This window comes from Paenibacillus sp. V4I9 (assembly GCF_030817295.1).
Taxonomy (GTDB): domain Bacteria; phylum Bacillota; class Bacilli; order Paenibacillales; family NBRC-103111; genus Paenibacillus_E.
The window spans coordinates 261,762-282,978 of sequence record NZ_JAUSZE010000001.1 but is presented as its reverse complement, the minus strand read 5'-3'; the positions used below and the strand labels follow the sequence as shown (position 1 = coordinate 282,978).

Annotated in this window: 22 protein-coding genes; all 22 read right to left on the bottom strand. The window is 44.5% G+C overall.

Translation table 11 applies throughout. The features are described from left to right. Nucleotides 1-24 precede the first annotated feature (24 nt). The 22 genes from QFZ81_RS01195 to QFZ81_RS01090 all read right to left on the bottom strand — a co-directional run bounded on the left by QFZ81_RS01195 (nucleotide 25) and on the right by QFZ81_RS01090 (nucleotide 21,066). The gene (locus QFZ81_RS01195; protein ID WP_261304047.1) at nucleotides 25-153 is read right to left on the bottom strand and encodes a hypothetical protein; all 129 of its coding nucleotides are present in this window, start codon (nucleotides 151-153) and stop codon (nucleotides 25-27) included. Between the two features lie 21 nt (nucleotides 154-174). After that, nucleotides 175-1,098, bottom strand: a complete 924-nt coding sequence (gene eutC, locus QFZ81_RS01190) for an ethanolamine ammonia-lyase subunit EutC (protein ID WP_307434833.1) — start codon at nucleotides 1,096-1,098, stop codon at nucleotides 175-177. A 12-nt stretch (nucleotides 1,099-1,110) separates the two neighbouring features. After that, nucleotides 1,111-2,472 carry an ethanolamine ammonia-lyase subunit EutB gene (locus QFZ81_RS01185; RefSeq protein WP_307434836.1) on the bottom strand — a complete coding sequence of 454 codons (1,362 nt, stop codon included), beginning with the start codon at nucleotides 2,470-2,472 and terminating at the stop codon, nucleotides 1,111-1,113. Next, entirely contained in the window at nucleotides 2,469-3,950 is a 1,482-nt protein-coding gene (locus QFZ81_RS01180; protein WP_307601163.1) for an ethanolamine ammonia-lyase reactivating factor EutA, read from the bottom strand. The genes QFZ81_RS01185 and QFZ81_RS01180 overlap by 4 nt, the downstream gene beginning before the upstream one ends. An 8-nt stretch (nucleotides 3,951-3,958) precedes the next feature. Next, entirely contained in the window at nucleotides 3,959-4,561 is a 603-nt protein-coding gene (locus QFZ81_RS01175) for an ANTAR domain-containing response regulator (protein WP_307434842.1), read from the bottom strand. Nucleotides 4,562-4,563: 2 nt separating this feature from the next. Further along, nucleotides 4,564-6,012: a sensor histidine kinase gene (locus tag QFZ81_RS01170; RefSeq protein WP_307601162.1), complete on the bottom strand. Its 1,449-nt coding sequence runs from the start codon at nucleotides 6,010-6,012 to the stop codon at nucleotides 4,564-4,566. Nucleotides 6,013-6,035: 23 nt separating this feature from the next. After that, nucleotides 6,036-6,476: a EutP/PduV family microcompartment system protein gene (locus QFZ81_RS01165; protein ID WP_483874658.1), complete on the bottom strand. Its 441-nt coding sequence runs from the start codon at nucleotides 6,474-6,476 to the stop codon at nucleotides 6,036-6,038. A gap of 3 nt (nucleotides 6,477-6,479) precedes the next feature. Then, nucleotides 6,480-6,821 carry a BMC domain-containing protein gene (locus tag QFZ81_RS01160; protein WP_047676497.1) on the bottom strand — a complete coding sequence of 114 codons (342 nt, stop codon included), beginning with the start codon at nucleotides 6,819-6,821 and terminating at the stop codon, nucleotides 6,480-6,482. After that, entirely contained in the window at nucleotides 6,803-7,105 is a 303-nt protein-coding gene (locus QFZ81_RS01155) for a EutN/CcmL family microcompartment protein (protein WP_307434848.1), read from the bottom strand. The genes QFZ81_RS01160 and QFZ81_RS01155 overlap by 19 nt, the downstream gene beginning before the upstream one ends. 6 nt (nucleotides 7,106-7,111) lie before the next feature. Next, nucleotides 7,112-7,936: a hypothetical protein gene (locus QFZ81_RS01150; RefSeq protein WP_307434851.1), complete on the bottom strand. Its 825-nt coding sequence runs from the start codon at nucleotides 7,934-7,936 to the stop codon at nucleotides 7,112-7,114. Continuing rightward, nucleotides 7,937-8,731 carry a phosphate propanoyltransferase gene (pduL, locus tag QFZ81_RS01145; protein WP_307601161.1) on the bottom strand — a complete coding sequence of 265 codons (795 nt, stop codon included), beginning with the start codon at nucleotides 8,729-8,731 and terminating at the stop codon, nucleotides 7,937-7,939. Nucleotides 8,732-8,739: 8 nt separating this feature from the next. Then, a complete protein-coding gene (locus tag QFZ81_RS01140) occupies nucleotides 8,740-9,027 on the bottom strand; it encodes a BMC domain-containing protein (RefSeq protein ID WP_047676490.1) in 288 nt (95 codons plus the stop codon). Nucleotides 9,028-9,045: 18 nt separating this feature from the next. Further along, nucleotides 9,046-10,533, bottom strand: a complete 1,488-nt coding sequence (locus QFZ81_RS01135; RefSeq protein WP_307601160.1) for an acetaldehyde dehydrogenase (acetylating) — start codon at nucleotides 10,531-10,533, stop codon at nucleotides 9,046-9,048. 1 nt (nucleotide 10,534) lies between these two features. Beyond that, nucleotides 10,535-11,035, bottom strand: a complete 501-nt coding sequence (locus tag QFZ81_RS01130) for a BMC domain-containing protein (protein WP_307601159.1) — start codon at nucleotides 11,033-11,035, stop codon at nucleotides 10,535-10,537. 20 nt (nucleotides 11,036-11,055) lie between these two features. Then, nucleotides 11,056-11,712 carry an ethanolamine utilization microcompartment protein EutL gene (gene eutL, locus QFZ81_RS01125; protein ID WP_307601156.1) on the bottom strand — a complete coding sequence of 219 codons (657 nt, stop codon included), beginning with the start codon at nucleotides 11,710-11,712 and terminating at the stop codon, nucleotides 11,056-11,058. 309 nt (nucleotides 11,713-12,021) lie between these two features. Next, a complete protein-coding gene (locus QFZ81_RS01120) occupies nucleotides 12,022-12,579 on the bottom strand; it encodes a DUF6155 family protein (protein ID WP_307601155.1) in 558 nt (185 codons plus the stop codon). Nucleotides 12,580-12,623: 44 nt separating this feature from the next. Beyond that, the gene (locus QFZ81_RS01115) at nucleotides 12,624-15,062 is read right to left on the bottom strand and encodes a TOTE conflict system archaeo-eukaryotic primase domain-containing protein (RefSeq protein ID WP_307601153.1); all 2,439 of its coding nucleotides are present in this window, start codon (nucleotides 15,060-15,062) and stop codon (nucleotides 12,624-12,626) included. A 154-nt stretch (nucleotides 15,063-15,216) separates the two neighbouring features. Beyond that, nucleotides 15,217-15,921, bottom strand: coding sequence for a PIN domain-containing protein (locus QFZ81_RS01110; RefSeq protein ID WP_307601151.1), 705 nt, complete (start codon nucleotides 15,919-15,921; stop codon nucleotides 15,217-15,219). A 90-nt stretch (nucleotides 15,922-16,011) separates the two neighbouring features. Then, nucleotides 16,012-16,557, bottom strand: a complete 546-nt coding sequence (locus tag QFZ81_RS01105) for a helix-turn-helix domain-containing protein (RefSeq protein WP_307606804.1) — start codon at nucleotides 16,555-16,557, stop codon at nucleotides 16,012-16,014. A 294-nt stretch (nucleotides 16,558-16,851) separates the two neighbouring features. Further along, nucleotides 16,852-19,179, bottom strand: a complete 2,328-nt coding sequence (locus tag QFZ81_RS01100; protein ID WP_307601149.1) for a sensor domain-containing protein — start codon at nucleotides 19,177-19,179, stop codon at nucleotides 16,852-16,854. Continuing rightward, nucleotides 19,169-19,693, bottom strand: a complete 525-nt coding sequence (locus QFZ81_RS01095) for a DUF5317 domain-containing protein (RefSeq protein WP_307601147.1) — start codon at nucleotides 19,691-19,693, stop codon at nucleotides 19,169-19,171. The genes QFZ81_RS01100 and QFZ81_RS01095 overlap by 11 nt, the downstream gene beginning before the upstream one ends. Nucleotides 19,694-20,094: 401 nt before the next feature. Then, entirely contained in the window at nucleotides 20,095-21,066 is a 972-nt protein-coding gene (locus QFZ81_RS01090) for an aldo/keto reductase (RefSeq protein WP_307601146.1), read from the bottom strand. Nucleotides 21,067-21,217: the final 151 nt, after the last annotated feature.

Below are 21,217 nucleotides of genomic sequence, written 5' to 3'. Positions count from 1 at the left end.
TTTTGTACAAACAAGTCACCAGTCTCATTTCCCTAGGAAACTTTCATGCTTGCTTTCATCGAATTCGCGAATGCTTTTGTTGGCGATTCTGACAATCCATAAAGCAAACAAACACGTTACCGCAATAATTACGATGCCAATCGTCAGTTCCATTCCGCCTCACCTCCTTCACGGTTAAATTTCCAAGTTGACACCGCTCGTCTTTTGCTCAAGCATTTTACTCACGATGGTGCCGATATGCGCACCGCCTTCCAGGGGAGGGGTACCCCCGCGATGAATGTTGGAAATCACCGTACGGTCGCTCTCCACAGTGCCTTTACGCGGTTTGTAACAGATGTAGGCACTAAGCGATTTCGACGAAACAAGACCAGGTCTTTCCCCGATCAAAAGCACAAGAACTTCCGGCTGGACAATTTCGCCGATGTGATCCATGACAGCGACCCTACCGCCACGGACGAAAAACGGAGTACCTGTGGATAACCCGTAAGCACTCAGCGAATCAAGCAGCGCAGGATAGACATCGCCCAAATTGGCATCTACCGCATTAGCGCTCAGTCCATCCGAAACGACTATCTGCACCTGCGGCTTCATCTTGCACCTTTTCTGAATTTCCGTGATTCCTTCTTCGGTAACAATACGTCCCATATCGGGGCGTTTTAAGTAGTTTTCCGTATTCTCGTACCGAGTTTCTACCGTAAACAAACCGAATTCGTCCAAAAGCGCCTGACTCGCTTCACCATATATGGAATCGACAGCAGCGGCATGGTCACGGCGAAATTTAAGCACCTCTTTGGTGAGCGCCCTCGTTCCCGTACGCCATACGCCGATACGTGCCGGGGTGCTGGCGAGCAGTTCATTCATCCCTTCCTCCCATTTGGGAGTTGGTACTTTAGAGGTAAATGTGACCAAATCGGGGGCTGGGTTCAGTTCCGACACCATTTCTACGCGGGTAGACGGCTGCGCTTCCTCGTTAACCAGATCAGGGTTCATAGAGCGAATGGCCGCCGGATTATCAGCAGCTTTTGATGCAGACAGCTTCTTCTCAAGCTCTGCCATCACCATATCGACAAGCTGATCCATGGGGACAGCTTTATTCATGTTTGTTCCTCCTTACATAAAAAGGGTCGGATCTCCCGCCAGCGGTGTTAATCGGCCATTTTCCATGATCCCCATTTTAACCAGCCATTGTTCAAAAGCCGGGGCTGGACGAAGTCTCATCAATTCCCTCAAAGTAGCGATATCGTGGTAGCTGGTAGATTGGTAATTGAGCATACAATCATCTGCCATGGCTACACCGATCAGGTAATTGACGCCTGCAGCGGAAAGCAGCACCGCTAAATTGTCCATATCATTCTGATCTGCCTTCATGTGGTTGGTGTAGCAAACATCTACGCCCATCGGCAGCTGCTGAAGCTTTCCCATGAAATGGTCTTCCAAACCGGCCCGAATGACCTGCTTGCTGTCATACAAATACTCAGGTCCGATAAAGCCAACAACCGTGTTGACGATAAATGGCTTATATTTTCGGGCAAGGCCATAACAGCGGGACTCGAGTGTGACCTGGTCGATACCATGATGCGCTTCGGCTGACAATTCGGAGCCTTGACCCGTTTCAAAATACCACAGATTCGGCCCTGTCCCTGTGCCTTCCCTGGCAATGAGATCATCTGCTTCGTTAAGAAGAGCAACATCGATACCGAACGCTTTATTCCCGCCCTCCGTGCCGGCCAAGCTTTGAAACACCATATCGGCAGGAGCGCCTTGGCGAATAGCGCGCATCTGGGTTTTGATATGCGCCAAGACACAATTCTGCGTCGGAATCTGCCACTTCTCCATCACTTCTTTGGTGACCTGCAAAATATTTTTGACGCTTTCTGCTGAATCGATAACCGGGTTGATACCGATAACCGCATCACCGATCCCATAACTTAAAGCTTCAAATAAAGCGGCCTTAATACCCTGAATATTGTCCGTAGGATGATTGGGTTGGGCCCGACCGGACAGCACTCCCTTTTGGCCAATCGTAATGTTGCAATGCGATGTGATTTCCATTTTGGATGCGGCCTGCACAAGATCAAGGTTACTCATTAATTTGGCGGCAGCGGCTGCCATCTCACTCGTTAAGCCACGAGAAAGCCTGCGAATTTCATCATTTCCCGTTTCTTGCCTCAGCAAGTACTCCCGCAACTCAGCCACCGTCCAATTGCGAACCTCGGTATATATCTTTTCGTTTATCCCGTCCTCGATTACCCGCGACACTTCATCGATTTCCGGCGGCAGCAGCGGATGATTACGGATATCCGCCAGCGTCAAATCGGACAGAACCAGCTTGGCTGCAATCCGCTCCTTCGCATCTTGTGCGGAGATACCGGCCAACTGATCGCCTGATTTCTCCTCGTTTGCTTTCGCCATGACTTCCTTTAAATCTTTAAATTGAAAGGTAGTACCAAGCAACGTAGTCTTCAGGTTCACTGACTTATCCCCTCCGCTCTGTTGTGAAAGGCCAACGTCTTAACAACGACAGGGATCATGATCCCTGAAATCGGCGTGCCCAAATCGATATAGTCCCCATGCTCTACACGGATTTGATCGATGCATATGACTTTCGGACGTTGTCCGCAGCGCTTAGCCAAGGATTGACCGAGCGCCTTCGCGATATCCGTTTCACAGATAACCACTATGACTTCGCCGCAAGGAAAATATTGAACAAAACTTGCATGCAGCCGATCCGCTAAGTGCTGAAGCGATGTGTACGTAAGATCATTCATTCCTGACAAAGCCAGCCCGAATGGAGGTGACTGATCCCGATCAAAGAGGCTTACGCCGCTTTTCATGATCGCATCCAACGCTTCCGCAAGCAGTCCAGTTTGCTCAAGCATCTGTGGTGTTATATCAAGCCCCAGTACGGGCAGATTGCGTATCGGCAGCAGCGATGCATCCAATTGCACCGTAGCGCCGCTGATTTCCGTACTCTGCATCCCGGCACCGATGACAGTCGCTCTGACCGTTTGATCCGCTTGGATGAGCCGGATGGGATATTGGCCCGATAATTCCTTCCAAGTGTGTGCTAACAAAGGGCCGATATCCTGATGGACCGCCACATCCACCAAGCTTTCCGGTTTCTTCGCCTCCATCAACAGGCCGATGCCTCCGGATACCATCCATTCTCCAATGGGAGGCATTGACGCAAGCGGCTCGCCGCTCAGCAATGAACGAAGTGATTCATCATGCTCTGGAATGATCTGCCCGGCTAAGTAATCCATCATGCAGTAGCACATTCCCATGCAGATTTCTTTTATGAGAGTAAAGCTAACCGTGTCGCCAGCCTTTATGTTGTATCCGCTAGTCCTCAGCCACGGGCGAATCGATGCAGAGATGTCTATAACTACTCCGTTCGAGTCTAATTGGATGAGCCTGCCCCCAACGTGAAAGGTGACCGTTCCAATCAGTTTGCCTCTTTGAAAAATAGCCGCATTCGCTGTACCTCCGCCGATATCGATATTGGCGACTGCGCCTCGAATATGCATGGAACGGCGCTCCGCACCGGCGCCTTTGCCGGCAAGCAGCCCTTCTAGATCAGCACCTGCGGTTGCTACAACGAAATCGCCCGAGCGTTCGGCGAGCAGATGCAGAATTTGCCTCGCGTTCGTTTTATTCGCCGTTTCTCCGGTAATGATCACCGCGCCGGATTTCAAATCCGCTGGACGGATTCCTGCCTGCTCGTACTCTTTGGTCACGATTTCCCATATGCGCTCAGCATTGATTTCATCGCCATTCTTCAGCGGAGTGCTGTAAAGCGGACTCGCATACAGTAATTCCCGCTCCGCGATCTCAAATCGAGGCAAGCTGAGAGCACCCGACGAGCGTACTAATTTCAAACGGCTAATCACCATTTTGGTCGTACTCGTTCCGATATCTAGGCCGACACTTGTGATCCACTGGTTATGCATTTCCCCATTCACCCGTCCTGTGCCACACTAGATAATGATTCCAAACCCTCCGTGAGCATGAACGCCGCCAGCTTTGAAAGAGGAATACGCGTAGTCATGCTCGCTTCACGCATTTTCTTGTAGGCTTCTTCCTCATTTAAGGCGTATGCCTGCATCACGATGCCCTTCGCTTTCTCGATCACTTTGCGCTCTTCGATGGATTGCTTTAGCTGTTTGATGTCCTGTTTCAGTGAATCCATCTTTTCTTTTTGACTCAAAGCAATTTCCACAGCGGGCAGCAAATCTTCCTCCGACACTGGTTTAACCAGGAAAGCGGCGACTCCCGCCTCGCGAGCATCCTTCACCAATTCCTTTTGGCTGTATGCCGTAAGAAGTAAAACAGATGTATCCTGCTGCAGCTTGCGTATAATTTGGGAAGCCTTGATACCGTTCATGACTGGCATTTTAATATCCATGATGGCTAGGTCCGGTTTTAATCTGGCAACGAGTTCTACCGCTTCCTCGCCATTTTTGGCTTCTCCCACGACCCAATATCCACCCTCCTCCAGCATTTCGCGAATATCCATGCGAATGATCGGATCATCATCCACAACAACGATGGCGTTTTTCATGGCTATTCGTCCTCCTTCTGCTGCGTTTTGGAAAGCGGAAAAGTGATATGAACGTCCGTACCCCGCTCATCCGAAGTCATATTGATGATACCGCCGAGATTCTCTTCCACCAGCGTTTCTGTGATTTTCAAGCCAAGATGCCCTTTCCTGTCTGAATGGATTGCCGCTTCAATTCCGATGCCATTATCGGATACATGGACGCTGATGAAGGTGCCAATAAATTGCAGGGAAATGTCGATATTCCCGGTACGTCTCTCCCCAAAAGCATGCAGCACGCAGTTCTGCACAAGCTCATTGACAACAAGCGCAAGTGTCGTAGCAACGTCTGACTGTAAAATAAGCTCATCCCCATAAATTTTCGGATAAATATTCTGATCCGGTTTGGAAGAGGATGAGATAATGTTCTTCGTAATGCGGTCCACCACATCGTTGAAGTGGATCGTTTCAATTCCTTCAAAGGCAAGCATTTCATGAATGACGGCAATGCTGTTAATGCGGTTGATGCTATCGCGATAAACTCTCTCCACTTCTTCAAGCTTGGTTCTTCGCATCTGTAAGCGGAGTAGACTGGATACGGTCTGCAAATTATTTTTCACACGATGATGAATTTCTTTAATTACAGCGGACTTGATCACTAGCTGCTTCTCTTTTTCTTTAATATCCGAGATGTCGCGAATGAGAATAATACCGCCAACCTCCCGCTGATTCCGGTAGATGGACATGGCTTTTAGATCAAAGGAAACATGCCCGATTTGAAGCTCCTGATGGATGAGTCCTTTGTGGCCAATAAGAGGATTCCCTTCCAATCTGCTATAAAACAACTGGGCAATCGGGTATCCGTTAATCACGCCGGCATGACCGATTTCCTTTAACATTTCAGCTGCTCGGGGATTGGTGTAGGTCACACACTCTTTGTCATCAAATAAAACAATGCCTTCGTGCATAAGCGACTGCATACTGCCTTCAGACATCGCCACAGTAAGCAGCGTTTCGCTCAGCTGTTCGGTTGTTTCCATTAATCTCGTCACATTTTTCTCCTGCTCGAGCTTTTCGGAGATGTCCTTTTCCATGATCAAGGCGCCAATGACATTGCCGCCTTTTGACCGAATCGGCACGACGTTCTGCTGAATGGCAATCTGCTCCTGCGAGATGCCTCTGGATCCGATTACGGATTGCCCGGAAAGCAAACAAAACATCACGGCAGGCTCATTTTGCGCAAAAGCATATTGTCCGACGACCGATGTCTTATACAGGGATGGGGCTGAGGATGGGTGTGCCTCGGCAACCACAAGCGCTGAACCCTTGTCTGCGAGCGGGCAGTCAATAAATACATCCGATTCCGACACATCGGCTATCAATTGCAGCTGAGCAGCCATCTCCTTGATTGTCTGGGCTTCTTCCTCGCTTAAAATCGTGTGATTCCTGCACAATTCTATGATCGATGCCACCATGAATCCCTCATTACGTCGTGGATTTACTCTTGTACAATCTCCATGAGTCTTTGCTTCAGCCGTTGAATTCCCTTTGTGGAATTAGCCGACGTCAAAAAGATTTCTCCCTCCGGCAGCGACTGTCTGAGAAGGGTAATGGCTCGATCAATGTCTGCCTTCGGGTGATCGATTTTCGTTACTACCCCAATCGTTAATACAGGAAACCCCTGTTCAAACCCGGGAGGAAAATAGCTTCTGTTCCTCGCAGCATCCTGCACAAGCACAACGGCAGCAGTCTCATGAGAGGTCGCTATTAGGGAGCGATAATACAATGGGTTTTCGCTGTATTCACCGGGCGTATCAATAATCCAGTCCCGATAGATGAGACTTTGGGTTTTGGCCGCCGGCTCCGATTCCCCGAACAAGGCTTTAATTAACGTTGATTTTCCAGCACCGACAGCGCCGATCAGCATCACTTTTTTCATAATTTAAGACCTCGTTATCGGTGCAGTCGCAAATTTCAGCTTATCCTGCAAAAAAGCATTCACAGCCTCAATCGCCATCTCCACAGCGGCTACTTCTCCCGTGAGCACGAGCGAACCGGTGAACCGATCCAAATAACCGATGCCCACACTGGCCGCTTTGGTCGCAATATCTGCGGCAATGATGGCTGTTTCCGTAGGGGTAAGCGTTAAAATCCCGATCGCATTCCTTTCATCAATGCCAAGCTTCGTATACAAAACCGGGTCAGGATTGGCAATCACATGAGCCAGTGTCAGTTGTTTGCCGGGCACATATTCCTGAATCACCCTCATCTTCTGCTCTTCCATACGTCCTCCTCGGTTTCTTGAGCGACCTCATAGCTATCTACAATGCCTACAATCATTGCATCGATAGGAACCATTTTATCCGTGAACAAGGTTCGGGCCGGACTCCCTCTGGACACAATCACACTCTCGCCAACACCGGCTCCAATACGGTCTGCGGCAATGATCGGAGTGCCCGCTTCGCTGTCTTTGAAATCCATCGGCTGGATAACTAACAATTTCAAATTGTCCATGCCCACTTCTTTTTGCGTAGCCCATACACTTCCGATTACTTTTCCTAAAAACATAGGACCTCACCCTTCAGCCGTGACATATTCGATCGTGATGCCTTTCTCCTTCAGCATGTCTTGGGCTAATGAAGATATGATCGTTCTCTTGCCAACTCGTAGCGAGCGAAGAGATTTACTTTTGGATTCCCGCGCCACCCAATCCGCTGAGATGAGCCTTCCTTCATAAACGATGTGCCCGCTATCCTCGGTGCGCTCGTCTTTTTTCATGGAGCTGTCGGGTTCTGTAATTTCAGAATCTGGACGGATTTTATTCACAACCATTTCAGCCAGCTGCTTCAATGGACCAAATTCAACGCCATACATTTGCAGTTCCATTTTGTAATAATCAAAAAGGTTCACATAAGGCTTAGGCAGCGTTAGCGTTCTTAGCGTCCGTCGGTCCGCCCGCTTCAACCCGGAGATATCATCGCCGATGAGTACAAATTTATTCTGAACCAACGTGGAAAAGATGATTTCCGATATGATGGTCCCTTTCATGCCAAGAGCGGCCCTTGCCGCATTATCAAGATCAATTTCCGGGATCACGATTCCCTCATATTCAAGAGGTACCTCTAGTGGAGACGGTGCGAATTCATCGGATGCAATCGTTTTTCCGCGACCGCCGCATTCAATTTGGTGCTTCCCCAGCCAAGAAGAAGCTTCGCCATCCAAGAACAAAATATCATGATTAACCTGGTGATTATTTAACCATATAAAATGATCGGTAAAAGCCTCATGAGCCGTACTGTCGTAAAAAATGTAAAGCACCTTAGGTCGCTTGGCCGCTTGCTTCTCCAATGAGTCAATGAGCTCACGAACAATAGATTCGACCATTTGCTTGATCTCCACCTAGAGCTGCCTCCTTTCGGCGCACGTGATTTCACCGTTTTTGCCGATCACCCGAACCTTATCCCCAGTATTCAAATGGGCAGCATTCGCTTCATCCAAGTCGATATGAAAATCCAGCGAAAATTGTGCGCTAACCCTCACGATCGTATCAGCAAAAATAATTGGCCGCTCCCCCATTGCTTGGACAATGAGGCGATCTCCTTCGTTGACCTGAAAAGTTTGGGCATCTTCTGGAGACATGTGCACATGATTTTTGGCAATGATCAATCCCTGCTGCAAAACGACCGTTCCGCTCACGCCGACGAGTGTAATACTTGGTGTACCTTGGATATCACCGGATAACCGGACCGGAGTATGAACGCCCAGCGCATATCCGTCTGTACGAGAGATCTCCACTTGGGTTGCTCCACGTGAAGGACCCAGAATGCGGACATGTTGGATGATCCCTCTAGGACCAACCAATGTCACGGTTTCGTGCGCAGCGAACTGACCCTTTTGAGACAGCTCACGAAGTGGAGTTAACGCGTAACCAGCGCCGAACAACGCTTCAACATGCTCGGGAGAGAGGTGAACATGCCGGTTTGACACGCCGACTGGAATAAGCTTGAGCCCAATATCCTGGCTTCCCGGAAGGATTGTTGACTCCGTCGGGGCCACGCGCCGCAAAGAGATTCCCCTATCTTTCAAAAAGTCAGCGGCTGCTGGTGTCAGCTTATCCCCGTCCGTTATCGGAAACGGATTTGGCAGGCCTTTAACCAGCTGAGTACGCAAGTGCGTTTCCGTAATAAGCGTCATAGACGTTTTTAACCTTCGAGTTTAGGTAGAATGAACTCAATGTCAGAATGCGGACGGGGAATAACGTGAACAGAGACAAGCTCTCCCACTTTTTCCGCAGCTGCAGCACCTGCATCCGTGGCCGCCTTTACAGCGCCAACATCTCCTCTGACCATGACCGTGACCAGTCCTCCGCCAACATGAACTTTACCGACCAATCTCACATTCGCTGCCTTGACCATGGCGTCTGCCGCTTCAATTGAACCTACCAAGCCTTTCGTTTCCACTAAACCCAAAGCTGCCATTTCTCCTGCCATTTGAATTTCCTCCTCCGGTTATGTATGCAATTGCATTTCGGAAAGCACGCTTTTAATGATCTGCGCAACTTCATCACGCGTAATACCGAGTTTATTAGAGCTTTCCAAACTTTCCGCGACTAGCGCTACAATACGGTTCTCATCGGGCTCCGTCGGCATTTCTTTAATGCCAAATGCAATACGCTTGATGTTCATCAAATGCTGAGGACCGATGTTGTCCGACGTGATGTTGTTGCCATAGGAACCACAGCCCAGCGTCATTGATGGCATAATCCCCGTCGTTGCACCGATTCCCCCGAACGTAGTGCCTGTATTCACTACAATTCGCGATGCTGGTTTCTCCAGCCCGAACGCTTCAATGATCGACAAATCCTCGCCATGGATGCCGAGTGTATGTCCAAGTCCTCCGAGCTCCAAAAGTAGGGTGCAGCGTTGACAGCCTTCTTGCCAATCACTCACGGTATATAAAGCAAGCACAGGACAGAGTTTCTCCATGGAAAATGGATACGCATGTCCTACCTCCGACTCTTCCGCGACCAGTACCCTTGCATCCTCCGGAACGGTTATGCCAGCCTTGCTAGCAATCACTTGCGGAGAACGGCCAACCACATTCGGGTTCATCCCTTTTCCAATGGTGAGGATCGAGCCGACCTTTTCTTTTTCCTCTGCGTTCAAAAAGTAAGCCCCCTGCCGCTTCAATTCCGCGACCAGCTCCGCTTTTACCACTTGATCGACGACAATCGCTTGTTCAGAAGCACAGATCGTTCCGTAGTCGAACGTTTTGCTTTGCAAAATCAGGCTCACAGCTCGTGGGATATCCGCACTCTGATGTATATAAACCGGAACGTTGCCGGGTCCGACACCGTAGGCGGGCTTGCCAGAGCTGTAAGCGGCCTTGACCATGGCGGTTCCACCCGTCGCCAAGATGAGATCGGTCAGCTTATGCCTCATTAGTTCGCTGCTCGCCTCAAGGGAGGGATGCGATATACAATGAATCAGCCCTGCTGGAGCTCCTGCCTTCTCCGCCGCAGCACGCATGACGGCTGCCGACTCCTGCGAACAGCGCAGTGCCGATGGATGCGGACTGATCACGATGGCGTTTCTTGATTTAAGTGAGATCATACATTTGAACAAGACGGTTGAAGTTGGGTTCGTTGAAGGTATAATGGCAGCAACAATTCCGACGGGTTGTGCGATTTCCCAGACTTGCTTCACATCATCTTTGCGGATGATACCAACCGTTTGCATATCCTTGATTGCCGAGTAGACGTCTCTCGCAACGAATAAATTTTTCGCCTTTTTATCGGCAACTTTTCCGAAGCCTGTCTCTTCTACGGCCATAACACCCAGCCGCTCTGCTTCGGACTCCGCTGCTTGAGCCATGGCTGCTACGATCGCGTCAATTTGCGATTGCTTCATTTTCTCCAGTTGTTTTTGTGCCGCCTTTGCCTCTTGAAGGAAATGGCGGACCTCCTGGATCGCTTGTAAATCACTATCCAGCTTCATGTTATCGGCTCTCCCCCTCCATCCCCGTGAAAAGTCTTACCAATTCGGCTTTGCTAACCAATTGGATATCCCGACCGGTTATGGGGAATCGGGGTGTATGGTGCGCAAGCTCTCTGAGTTGTGCTACGCTCATCTTGCTCCAATTCGTTGCACTTTTTTCGTGCGGCGCTGGCACCTTATTGAGCTCCTCTTTCGGTGAATCTTTCGGCTGGTTTTTGGCCCAAGCCTCCTGAATCATCGCGTGTACAGAAGGATCCGGTCGCGGTATAACATGTGTGGATAACAGCTTGCCCACTCTCTTCGCTTCTGCCGCACCTGCATCCACGGCAGCTTTGACCGCTGCAACATCGCCCAAAATATAAATCGTTACGATGCCGGCATCCACTTTTTCATAAGTCGTTACCTTCACATCCGCGGTTTTGGCAGCAGCGTCTGCGGCTGCAATCAAGGCAGGCAGACCGTAAGTTTCGATCATGCCCAAAGACATCAATCTTCCATCCATTTGTAAACACCCGCTTCTCTTTACCCTATTTTCTTAGGCTCTCGAGCAATGCTTCGAACGGCCTCCGCGAACGCTTCTGCTGCTGCCGTACAAGCAGATTGACTGCCTGTCAATAATCCTCCCGCAAAGTTCGTCTCCGTCGGAGGGCCATAAAACTTGCACATGCGTACATCAGCCGCCTTCAGTGCGGCATCGAGTGCGTAAACGGCTTCGAGTGGCGGAGCAATCAAATAAGCAAGAGGCTCTCCTTCTTGAATTTCCGCCAATGTGGACAAATAAGAACCTGTTCTGGAGACAACATGAGCATAGTAAGCATGCGTTCCCTCGTCGTTGAGGGAGTAAAAACAAGCTCCAGTCTCCATCACTTGGATAGCTGCATCTAGCCCGCTTCTTACTTCTGCAGGCGATGCACCGCCTATGATCCCTATAAATTCTCCTGATAGCGGTCCAGAAGCATGACCTGATCCCGCATAGAATGAACGAGCATACACAACTTCAACTGCTGCATTCTTCGTTGCTTCATCGATTGCCGTATAGCCCACATCATCGATGCTGGACGTTAACAGACCAAGGCTGCGAACGCCCGGCTTCAATTCCAACTGAAGTGCCAAGCCAGCATCCACATTAGGGATGATCCTAACGGCGAGCGGAATGGCTCGAATTGGTTGTTGTTTCACTCCTTTCACCTCTTTACCTCGAATGAATGAAAACAAAAAGGTGCCCAGGTGCAGAGAACGACATGTCGCTCTTGGACCTAAGGCACCTTTGCCTGCTATTTATGCTTTTGTTTATGGATATGCAGGTTGTACAAGGAATATTCCGTTTCTATTGATGAAATCTATATCTCTTCCACTATTAAATAAATTAATTTTATTGGAGACTTCGACAAAGAACCCCATCCGTAGATACGGATAGGGTTCAATCATACTCAATATTCATGTTTTTGAAGTCGACCTTCAAACCAACTGCGGTCATAAAGTCTATACCTACTCAATTTCATCTTCATAGTCGGCTGCAAATGCATAATAAACCTCAACAAGATGATCATGAAACCCCCAACCTACTCCTCCCGAATCCTGAACAATTCCCTTTAACCTATCTCGAAATAGATGAAATAATCCACTGCCATTATCAGCTGTTATTTTTTGAAGTGCATTGTGGTACATTGACCCCATACTATAATAAAATGATTCGTACATGTCTCCATATTCGTTGGTAAAATCCACACCCAACTCTACGTAGTAGATCATTAAATCTATCGTTCTCGCTTCATTGTTGCAAAGCTTGCTGAATTCAGAAATAGCTTTTTTCGCTTCAGCCAATTTAAGCTTAGGTTCACCGCGTTCTGGGTAAAACTGATGCAAAATTTTCTTTTGGGCTTCATCAAACAATTGATTTTCCGTATTCTCAGGCTCCAACATCATATGAATATAGCTCTTTACATCGCTACTTGATTTATAACAATCGATAATGATAGAGACTAGCTCTTCAGCCTTATACGTTTTTAATTGTTTCTTAAGCTCCGGTATTGAAATCTTGGTCATCGTGAATTTCTTTCCTTTCCTTTATGGTAGTTATTCTGTCTTATCTACAATTCCATTCCGCTATAGCCCATAGTTCGATATCCTTTTATCCTTTTTTTATACATACTCATGAGAAGTGGCACCTGAATGTCAACATAGTCATAAATTTGAACGTCTTGTTTGTTAGCATGTGACCGGTGTAATCTCCCTGCGTATTGCTGCAAGCTTCCTTTCCACGAAATCGGATGAACTAAAAATAATGTATCCAGTCTAGCATCATCGAAGCCTTCTCCAATCAATTTACCCGTTGCAATAAAAACTCGTTCTTCGTTATCAGGTATGCTTGCGATCCGTTGCCTTATTGACTCTCTCTGCTTTTTACCCATACCGCCTCGTAACACGATCACATTCTTAGCGAACTTTTCAAGCTTCTTTTCAAAATACTCAACATGTGCTGTTCGCTCTGCTAGAAGGATTGGTGATCTTCCTTGATCCAAACATTTTAATAAATCGTCAAAAATCATCTCATTCCTTTTTTCATCTTCTACTAATAACTGATAAATAGTCTGAATAGAAGGACTGACCGTCTGAGATGGTAATTGAAAAGATGTATATCTTGGCAACACTTTATGTTCAAATCCTCTTGTATTAGCTTGGGACTTCGCGTCTATTCTAGTTCGAATAGGACCGCACTGCATAAGTACAATGGGTTGTTGTCCATCTTGCCTGGTTGGAGTAGCCGTTAAACCAACTACATATTTGGCATTTGCCTTTTTCAATACTTGCTCAAAGCTAAACGCCGAAACATGATGACATTCGTCTACAATGATTTGCCCGTACTCTGTTAAGTAATCCTTTATTTGACCTTTATTGTTTAAGCTTTGAATGACGGCAATATCGATAATACCCGTTCGTTTCTCCTTCCCGCCTCCAATGACACCGATATCTTTTGTTTGCAGATTTAGAAAAGTATTTAATCTTTCCTTCCATTGATCCATTAATTCACGGCGATGCACCAACACTAAGGTATTCACTTTTCTCGAAGCAATAATTGAAGCTGCAACTACCGTTTTTCCAAAAGCAGTTGTCGCTGATAGAATTCCCGTATCATGAGCTAAGATTGATCTCGCCGCGGCATCCTGCAGGATTAAAAGCTGCCCAGAAAATTGCACTTCCAAATCTGATCCTTTATTTCTCTCATCGGTTATCGAACATTCCACACCATACTTATCAAACAAATTTACCACCAATTGGAGACAACCTCTAGGCAAAGCAATATGCTTAGAAAAGTCCTCAGCACACCCTATGACACGTGGTTTTCCATATGTAGGCAATCGCATCGCCTGTGTTTTATAAAAATCTGGATTTTGAAAGGATGCTAGCTGCCCAATTCGGTTAATCGCTCTACCTGATAATCCATTCTTTTCAATATAGATCATATTAGAAAGAATGATGTGAATCTTCGAGGGCAGAGTCATATCCATTTCTTCTTCATCAAAGCCAATTTGCTGTATTTCCCACGGTCTATCCTCTTTTGCTTCCTCTTCCCAAATTCCTACGTTTATAACTTTTGAATTTCTAGTAATCTGCTGCAGCTTAGTTTCAACTTGAGATAAACTCATTTTCTTTAAACCAGATAAAAAACTCCACTGATCTTCATATGGGGCTAAATTCTCATCTACGAAAACACTGTTTCCTTCTTTCCGAGGACTTCCTTGCATAGGCAGTGCTATTAAATTACCAAATCCACCTCTAGGAAGCGTATCTTGATTTGGAAATAGCCGATCATAGGAATCCAGACCCAATTCATACCTGTTTTCCATCGTCCTGGTTAAAAGCGCGCATCCGAGTTTCCGAGCCAAGCTTGCATCAATAGGTTGATCAAAAAATATCCATATATGTCCCCCATTCCCTGAACGGGAGCGTTCTAACGCAGCAGGAATCTGAAGTTCTTCGCAAGTAGTTATAACGGCGGCTGCATCTAGCTGCCAATTTTGTTTATCAAAATCCATTACTAGAAACCAACACGTTTCATCTTGGAGCATTGGGTAAACTCCAATCGTACGATTAATCTTCGCATCGAGATGATGAGATATGACCTCATCTGTTACAGGTAGAAACTCTTTATGGGAGCAGTCCGAGCACTTGATTTGAGGCTTCTTACAAACAAATGACCATTCGTTACCACATACTGGAGAGTATCCTGATTTTCCTGTTTTACTTTCCCATCTAATTGGATAAACATCTTCACGACCACGAAAAAGACTACGAAATAACGCAATCTTCTCACTCGGTGTAGAGTAATTATGGACGTTGCCCTTTTCGAGTTCTATCTTAAAGATTGGTTCATTCATCACAATAGCATCATGAGGAAGATTACAATTAACAACCTCCGAATCATCTTTTGTAATAACAGCAAGCTTTTGCTTCAGTTGATGATTCTCCTGATTCAATCGTTCAATTTCTTTCATCGCGAGCTCCAGCTTTCTTGCTAGATCGTTCATAATTCCTCCGGAAGACGTAACTTTGTAAGGTTAGTTTATCATATTAATAATAGAGATTAGAACAAGAAAAACCGTCCATTCACATTAACTCGTGATACAGACGGTGGTTCAATTAGAAATAGAAATAAAAAAAGGAGCAAAAATAGCTCCCGAACTATTGCATCTTTTTTAGAATCTCTTCTTCTTCTTCTTGACTGACCTCTGCATTGAATTTCGACAACAGGTGTTCTATCCACTTTTGCAAGTCTTGGTCTTCCTTCAATAGCTTTTCATCTTCTACTGATAGCCGATATATTTTATCGTTAACTGGATCCCAAATCGCTTTTTCGAAAACAAGAGCTGGCACAAAATCCTTTACATTATGCGTTATAATAGAGCGATCTTCTTGAAGCGCAGTCAATAATATTCGAGCATCATCTGTTTTAAGACTGTTCATTTTAATTTTTGTGCCCTCATCCTCATCTGAAATGAACTCGTAGTTCAATTTCAGATATTCAAAAATTAATCGTATCTCTTCCTCTTGATGCTTATCAGCTTCACAATCTACTTCCTCGAATTCCTTGATAAACTTATCAACATCATCCGCTTGCTTTAGCAAAGCAGGGTCATTCTTGAATTGTTCGCGAAAACGGTACATAAATAAACGGAGTTCCGAACCAACCTGCCAAGGAATAACAAAATTGTAAACTTCCTTATGCTGGTCCGTATAATTGAAAAATTCTCTAACTGCTTCTATTCTATCTTGCTCATTACTAGCACCATTTTTAAATCTAATTGTATTTGTATCTAATACAAAGTTCACTGTTTCATGATTCGTTTTATTTTCTATTCGAAGTGTGATTGTCTTTTTATCCGTCATTTATGGTTATCATCCATTCTAATATAAAATACGGCTAATCTCCCAAATTATAACAGCATACAAAAAAAAGTAAATCACCAAAAAGATGATTTACTCGTTATCTTCTTTTGTTTCCCCAAAAGTTTCTTTGTAGCCTGGGAGGTTTTCCAAATTCATTTCTTTTAGGGCTCTGTGTGTGCGAAGTTGTTTTTGCCTATTTTCGAATATTAAATTACGATATTTTTTGGCCAGTTCTGCATTTTTTTTAAATTGACTAGTGTCAATTCTCCATTCACCATATTCGCCAAAAGTTCTTGTAGCATCCAGTTTTTTGGACTCACACCACTTACGAACAGCTTGTGGTGAAATCCCTAGCAATTTCGACACTTCATTTGTTGTTATATATTCAGGGTCTGGTACTAGGTGCTCTTGTATTTCATTACTTTCAGCAAATGTAACAGTGACTTGTTGAATAAATGTCTCTCTTTGATTTAAGGACAATTGTTGGAAAGTTTCGGATATATTTAGAGAAGCGTTGTAAAGTTGCAAATAAAGCATACCTAATTTATCATCACTTTCTGTTTTACTTAGCCTTTTCAACTGATCAATTACAGGTGTTTCCCAAAGAAAAACAATTTCCTTTTCCTTAGTAACCATCACAATCAACTCCCTTCACCTCCTAATCATACATTATTCTAACCAAGTGCGAAAGATGCGAAACATAAGAAACATAAGAAATTTATAAATGCATAAATTTTCGCTTCGGAATTCCGGATCCTATTGCGGTCCGCAACTCTTCTCTTTTTTCTGTTATTTTAAAATGCAGTAAAAAACACCTACTTTTCACAGCAGGTGCCTTCACTAGTTAAATTGATTTAATTCATCAATAACCGATCAACTACGACAAAACTCAGCCTCTGTTTATTTTTCAACGTGCATCATATCCGCTCATCATCGCCATACCCACTCAATAAACTCCCCCGCCGACAAAGGCTTGCTAATCAAATATCCTTGAACACCATCACAACCCTGCTCATGCAAGTAAGAAAGCTGTTCACTCGATTCGACTCCTTCGGCGATTACTTTCATGTTTAAGCTATGCGCCAATTTGATAATACCGCTTATGATCAATTCGTCTTTTGGAGACATGTTTAAGTTATCAATAAAAGACTTGTCCATTTTTAAATAATCGAATGAAAAATGTTTCAAATAGCTGAGTGAAGAGTAACCCACTCCAAAATCGTCGATGGAAATAGATATACCGAGCTCTTTTATTTCTTCAAGCACTTTCATTGTATGTTGGGTGTTCTGCAGCAGCATGCTCTCCGTTATCTCAATTTCAAGCCACTGAGGATCTAGCTCCGTTTCCTGCAAAATTTGCCCAATCGTACGGACTAAATGATCATTCTGCAATTGAATGGAGGAAAGATTCACCGACATCACGATAGGAGGAAACCCTGCATCCTGCCAAGCTTTATTCTGCCTACATGCCGTCCTTAACACCCATTCCCCGATGGGCAGGATCAATCCACTCTCTTCAGCGATCGGAATAAACTGAACCGGCGACATAGGTCCCAATTCTTGATTATCCCATCGAATGAGGGCCTCTACTCCGTTAATTTTATCGTTGGTCAAATCGATCTTCGGTTGAAAATGCAAATAAAATTCTTCGCGCTCGATCGCTTTGTGCAAATTAGAATGTATCTTGTGCTTGGCTTCATTAAGCTCTTGAATATTTTTGGAATATACACTGTAGGTGTTTCCACCGGATTCTTTGGCCCGATACATAGAGGCATCTGCATTTTTGATCAGCGTTTCCACATCGGTCCCATGTTCAGGATATATACAAATCCCTATACTGGTCGTTATATATAATTCTCTATTGTGTAAATAAAAAGGTTCAGCTAATGCTTGTAAGATCACATCGGCAACTGGTATGACCTCATCTGTATGGCTTAGATTTGAAAAAATAACCGTAAATTCATCGCCCCCCAGCCTAGATACGATAGATCCTTCAGGAACAGCTTGGATAATGCGTTTGGATACATCAACTAATAGAAGATCACCTGTATGATGCCCCAGCGTATCATTTACTTGTTTGAATTTATCTAGATCAAGAAACATTAATCCGGCTAAGGAGTTGTTATGAGCTTTTTCCAATGTTTCCGCCATGCGCTCCTGAAAGTTGCTTCGGTTCGGTAACCCGGTTATTTCATCAAAGTAAGCCATTCTATGAATAATCTGTTCGGCTTGCTTCTGCTCGGTAATATCCTTAGCAATTCCATAGACCCCAACTATTTGATCGTTCACTACCGTCGGACCACAAGTTATGAACATATCACGGCTTGTACCCTCTTTTGTTAAAAAGCCCATTGTAAATTGTTGAGGATTTCCAAGCAGCGCTTGTTCTATATGATGTATCGCTTCTTGTTTCCCTGTAGAAATCACATATTCGAATAAATTAACGTCCAGTATAGACTCTGGGGAGAAGCCCAGTGATTTTTCAAACATGGGGTTAATACTAGTAATTTTACCGGATAGATCTAATGAAAAAACAATATCTGGATTACGGTCAAATAGAGACTGGTAGCGTTGTTTGCTTTCTTCAATTTTATAGATATGCTTGTTATACGCTGAGATAAAGAAGTTAATAACTAGCATGAGGAAGACCGCAAAAATGATCTCGATAAGCAGATCACTTGAATTAGTTTGTTTCAGAAAATGATACAATATAATGGCTACTACTAATAAAGAAACTTGCATTTTAACAATCTTAATCATTGAAATTTCATTAAAAAAAGGAACTTTACTTACAAATTTCATGATTCCCGCACGTATTAATAAGTTAACATTCTCAAAAACAAAGGTAATGCAAATAACTTGAATGATCAGTGGTAGTTGGGTTGTAAACTGCAGAATTGCTGCTGCACATACCATACTAATAAAATACATGCCTAAAGTTGAAAATAACCGATACCAGTTAATTCTATAAAATGGTTTGGTGGCTAACAAAAAAAACATTATGGCGCTTATAAGGATAGGAACCGTACTTGCTGAAATTCCCATAGAATACATCAAGTAAAGAATTCCTAACGTTGATCCATTATACAAAAGTCCATTAGACATTTTAATTGGAAATATATCAACTATTAAAGTTAAAACGCATATAAGAATTATAGGTTCCCAAACTCTATTAGATTGAAGAAATTCCAGACAGATAAATGTTGTGTAAATTCCAGTTAAGAATAATATCAGAGTGTATAGATTTTTATCCTTCATGCTGCTCCCTCTTTGAAGTGGTTCCTAATAGATATCGAATAAATCCGAAGCCTACACTAATATCTCCAATACTTATCACATGTTTGAAAAAAGGAATCCAATCTCCCAACCACCAATAATTGGAAGTATTCATTAGTTGATGTCGAGGATCGTCTGTAACAAAAGCAGAACCATTATACCCAGACATCATCAGAGCCTTTTCTGATACTGGCATTAAACCACCGTGTATACTAATGGCAAATAAATTAAACAAGGCACCAAAACATATAAAAATAATTCCTGGTAAATGCCTGTTCATCCATAAGCCTAAGATCATTATAGCAAATGAAAGTTCAAGTAGAATAGGATAATCGCGCCCCGTTCTATTACTCAACCAATAAATAAAAATTTGAAAAGCAAAGGTACCGATCAATAAATAAGGCATTCTGAAAGTTGCAAAGGAATCAACAATTGTCAATAAATTGCGTTTTAGAATGATACAAAGTAGAAGGCCTGCAAGTATGAAGTAAATCATATATGTTCATTCCTTTATATAAAAAATGAAAGGAACTAGGTTTTGCCTAGCTCCTTTTTGGGATTATGGCCCCCAAGGCTGTGATACAACGGACGAATAAACCATAGCTGCCAAAACCAGAGTCATAAGTACCCAATTCTTCCAATTTTTCATTGCATTTCCTCCCCTTTGATTGAAAAGAATGTCTAGTCAAATGGAAAAATCCATTAAAGAAATTATACTTTTAATGGATTTTTTATACAATGAAAATATTCAAAATATTCAATAATTCGATATAAAATGACATTCAATATTCCCACTACGTCCCTATCAGATCTCTCAATACAAAAGGAACCTACGTACTCTGCTCCAACAGAATAGCGTATGTAGGTTCCTCTTTCAACAATTAATCACAGGATGAATCAACCTCTATAGAAATCCCGAATCCAGCGATGCGGCTTCAGCTTCTCGATTTGTTCCTTTGTTAATCCTTGCCCATCTCCAACCCGCATATTATTCTCCACATTACGAACCGAGCGCATACCCGGAATGACCGTTGAAACAGCAGGATGACTGAGCACGTACCGCAGCGCGATTTCCGGTAGGTTATCCATGGAAATATCAAGATCGGAAGCGATCTTCTGAACGCGGTCATACACCTGTTGTTTGCGGTCGCCACCGAAATAGTTATTGCGGAAATCACCTTCACTGAACGTCGTATCCGGGGTAATTCGTCCCGTCAAGCCGCCTTCATCCAGCGAAACTCTGACAATAACGCCGACATTATGCTCCGCACAGGCAGGAAGCAGTTGATCTTCGGGGCTTTGATCGAAAATGTTATAAATGACCTGTACCGTATCCACAAGCCCAGATTCAATCAGCTTAATGGCATTGTTCGGTTGATGATCGTTAATAGAAACGCCAAAATAGCAGATTTTCCCTTGCTCTTTAAGTTTGCGGATCCCTTCCAGCCAATCTCCTTGACCAACCCATTCGTCCGACCAGACATGAAACTGCTGGATATCGATCGTATCCAGGCCCAGATTTCGCAGACTTTGCTCAGTACTAGAAATAACATGCTCCGCTGTAAAAGCCTCTTCCACAGGCACCCCGTCCCGAGCAGGCCATTGTCTATTTTGGGGAGGAATTTTGGTAGCAACATAAATCGGCTTATCATGGGCCTTTACAACTTGCCCGACAAGTCTTTCACTGTGACCGTCTCCATAGCCCAAAGCGGTATCGATGAAGTTAAGCCCCAGCTCAATTGAGCGATTCAGCGCATGAATCGATTCTTCGTCGGATGCACCAATCCAAGCCGTTTTGCCGATTCCCCATGCACCATACCCGATTTCCGATATCTGTAATCCCGTTTTTCCAAGAGTTCTATAGTTCATTTTTAGCCCTCCATCCATAAACTGTATTCGTTCACTGCTATTATAAAGGAAAACAAAAAACTTAATAAGAACTGAAAAAGTTGTCAGTTAGTAACATTTGAGTAAGTATGGGGTGGGAATTTATTAATGTATAAACGAAAAAAAACTCCCA

What these genes read in the sequence shown, in the direction of transcription:
- QFZ81_RS01195 (WP_261304047.1), bottom strand. Translation starts at nt 153, where the DNA reads ATGGAACTGACGATTGGCATCGTAATTATTGCGGTAACGTGTTTGTTT.
- eutC (WP_307434833.1), bottom strand. Translation starts at nt 1,098, where the DNA reads ATGAATAAAGCTGTCCCCATGGATCAGCTTGTCGATATGGTGATGGCA.
- QFZ81_RS01180 (WP_307601163.1), bottom strand. Translation starts at nt 3,950, where the DNA reads ATGCATAACCAGTGGATCACAAGTGTCGGCCTAGATATCGGAACGAGT.
- QFZ81_RS01175 (WP_307434842.1), bottom strand. Translation starts at nt 4,561, where the DNA reads ATGAAAAACGCCATCGTTGTTGTGGATGATGATCCGATCATTCGCATG.
- QFZ81_RS01170 (WP_307601162.1), bottom strand. Translation starts at nt 6,012, where the DNA reads ATGGTGGCATCGATCATAGAATTGTGCAGGAATCACACGATTTTAAGC.
- QFZ81_RS01165 (WP_483874658.1), bottom strand. Translation starts at nt 6,476, where the DNA reads ATGAAAAAAGTGATGCTGATCGGCGCTGTCGGTGCTGGAAAATCAACG.
- QFZ81_RS01160 (WP_047676497.1), bottom strand. Translation starts at nt 6,821, where the DNA reads ATGGAAGAGCAGAAGATGAGGGTGATTCAGGAATATGTGCCCGGCAAA.
- QFZ81_RS01155 (WP_307434848.1), bottom strand. Translation starts at nt 7,105, where the DNA reads ATGTTTTTAGGAAAAGTAATCGGAAGTGTATGGGCTACGCAAAAAGAA.
- pduL (WP_307601161.1), bottom strand. Translation starts at nt 8,731, where the DNA reads ATGACGCTTATTACGGAAACGCACTTGCGTACTCAGCTGGTTAAAGGC.
- QFZ81_RS01140 (WP_047676490.1), bottom strand. Translation starts at nt 9,027, where the DNA reads ATGGCAGGAGAAATGGCAGCTTTGGGTTTAGTGGAAACGAAAGGCTTG.
- QFZ81_RS01135 (WP_307601160.1), bottom strand. Translation starts at nt 10,533, where the DNA reads ATGAAGCTGGATAGTGATTTACAAGCGATCCAGGAGGTCCGCCATTTC.
- QFZ81_RS01130 (WP_307601159.1), bottom strand. Translation starts at nt 11,035, where the DNA reads ATGGATGGAAGATTGATGTCTTTGGGCATGATCGAAACTTACGGTCTG.
- QFZ81_RS01120 (WP_307601155.1), bottom strand. Translation starts at nt 12,579, where the DNA reads ATGACCAAGATTTCAATACCGGAGCTTAAGAAACAATTAAAAACGTAT.
- QFZ81_RS01115 (WP_307601153.1), bottom strand. Translation starts at nt 15,062, where the DNA reads ATGAACGATCTAGCAAGAAAGCTGGAGCTCGCGATGAAAGAAATTGAA.
- QFZ81_RS01110 (WP_307601151.1), bottom strand. Translation starts at nt 15,921, where the DNA reads ATGACGGATAAAAAGACAATCACACTTCGAATAGAAAATAAAACGAAT.
- QFZ81_RS01105 (WP_307606804.1), bottom strand. Translation starts at nt 16,557, where the DNA reads ATGGTTACTAAGGAAAAGGAAATTGTTTTTCTTTGGGAAACACCTGTA.
- QFZ81_RS01100 (WP_307601149.1), bottom strand. Translation starts at nt 19,179, where the DNA reads ATGAAGGATAAAAATCTATACACTCTGATATTATTCTTAACTGGAATT.
- QFZ81_RS01095 (WP_307601147.1), bottom strand. Translation starts at nt 19,693, where the DNA reads ATGATTTACTTCATACTTGCAGGCCTTCTACTTTGTATCATTCTAAAA.
- QFZ81_RS01090 (WP_307601146.1), bottom strand. Translation starts at nt 21,066, where the DNA reads ATGAACTATAGAACTCTTGGAAAAACGGGATTACAGATATCGGAAATC.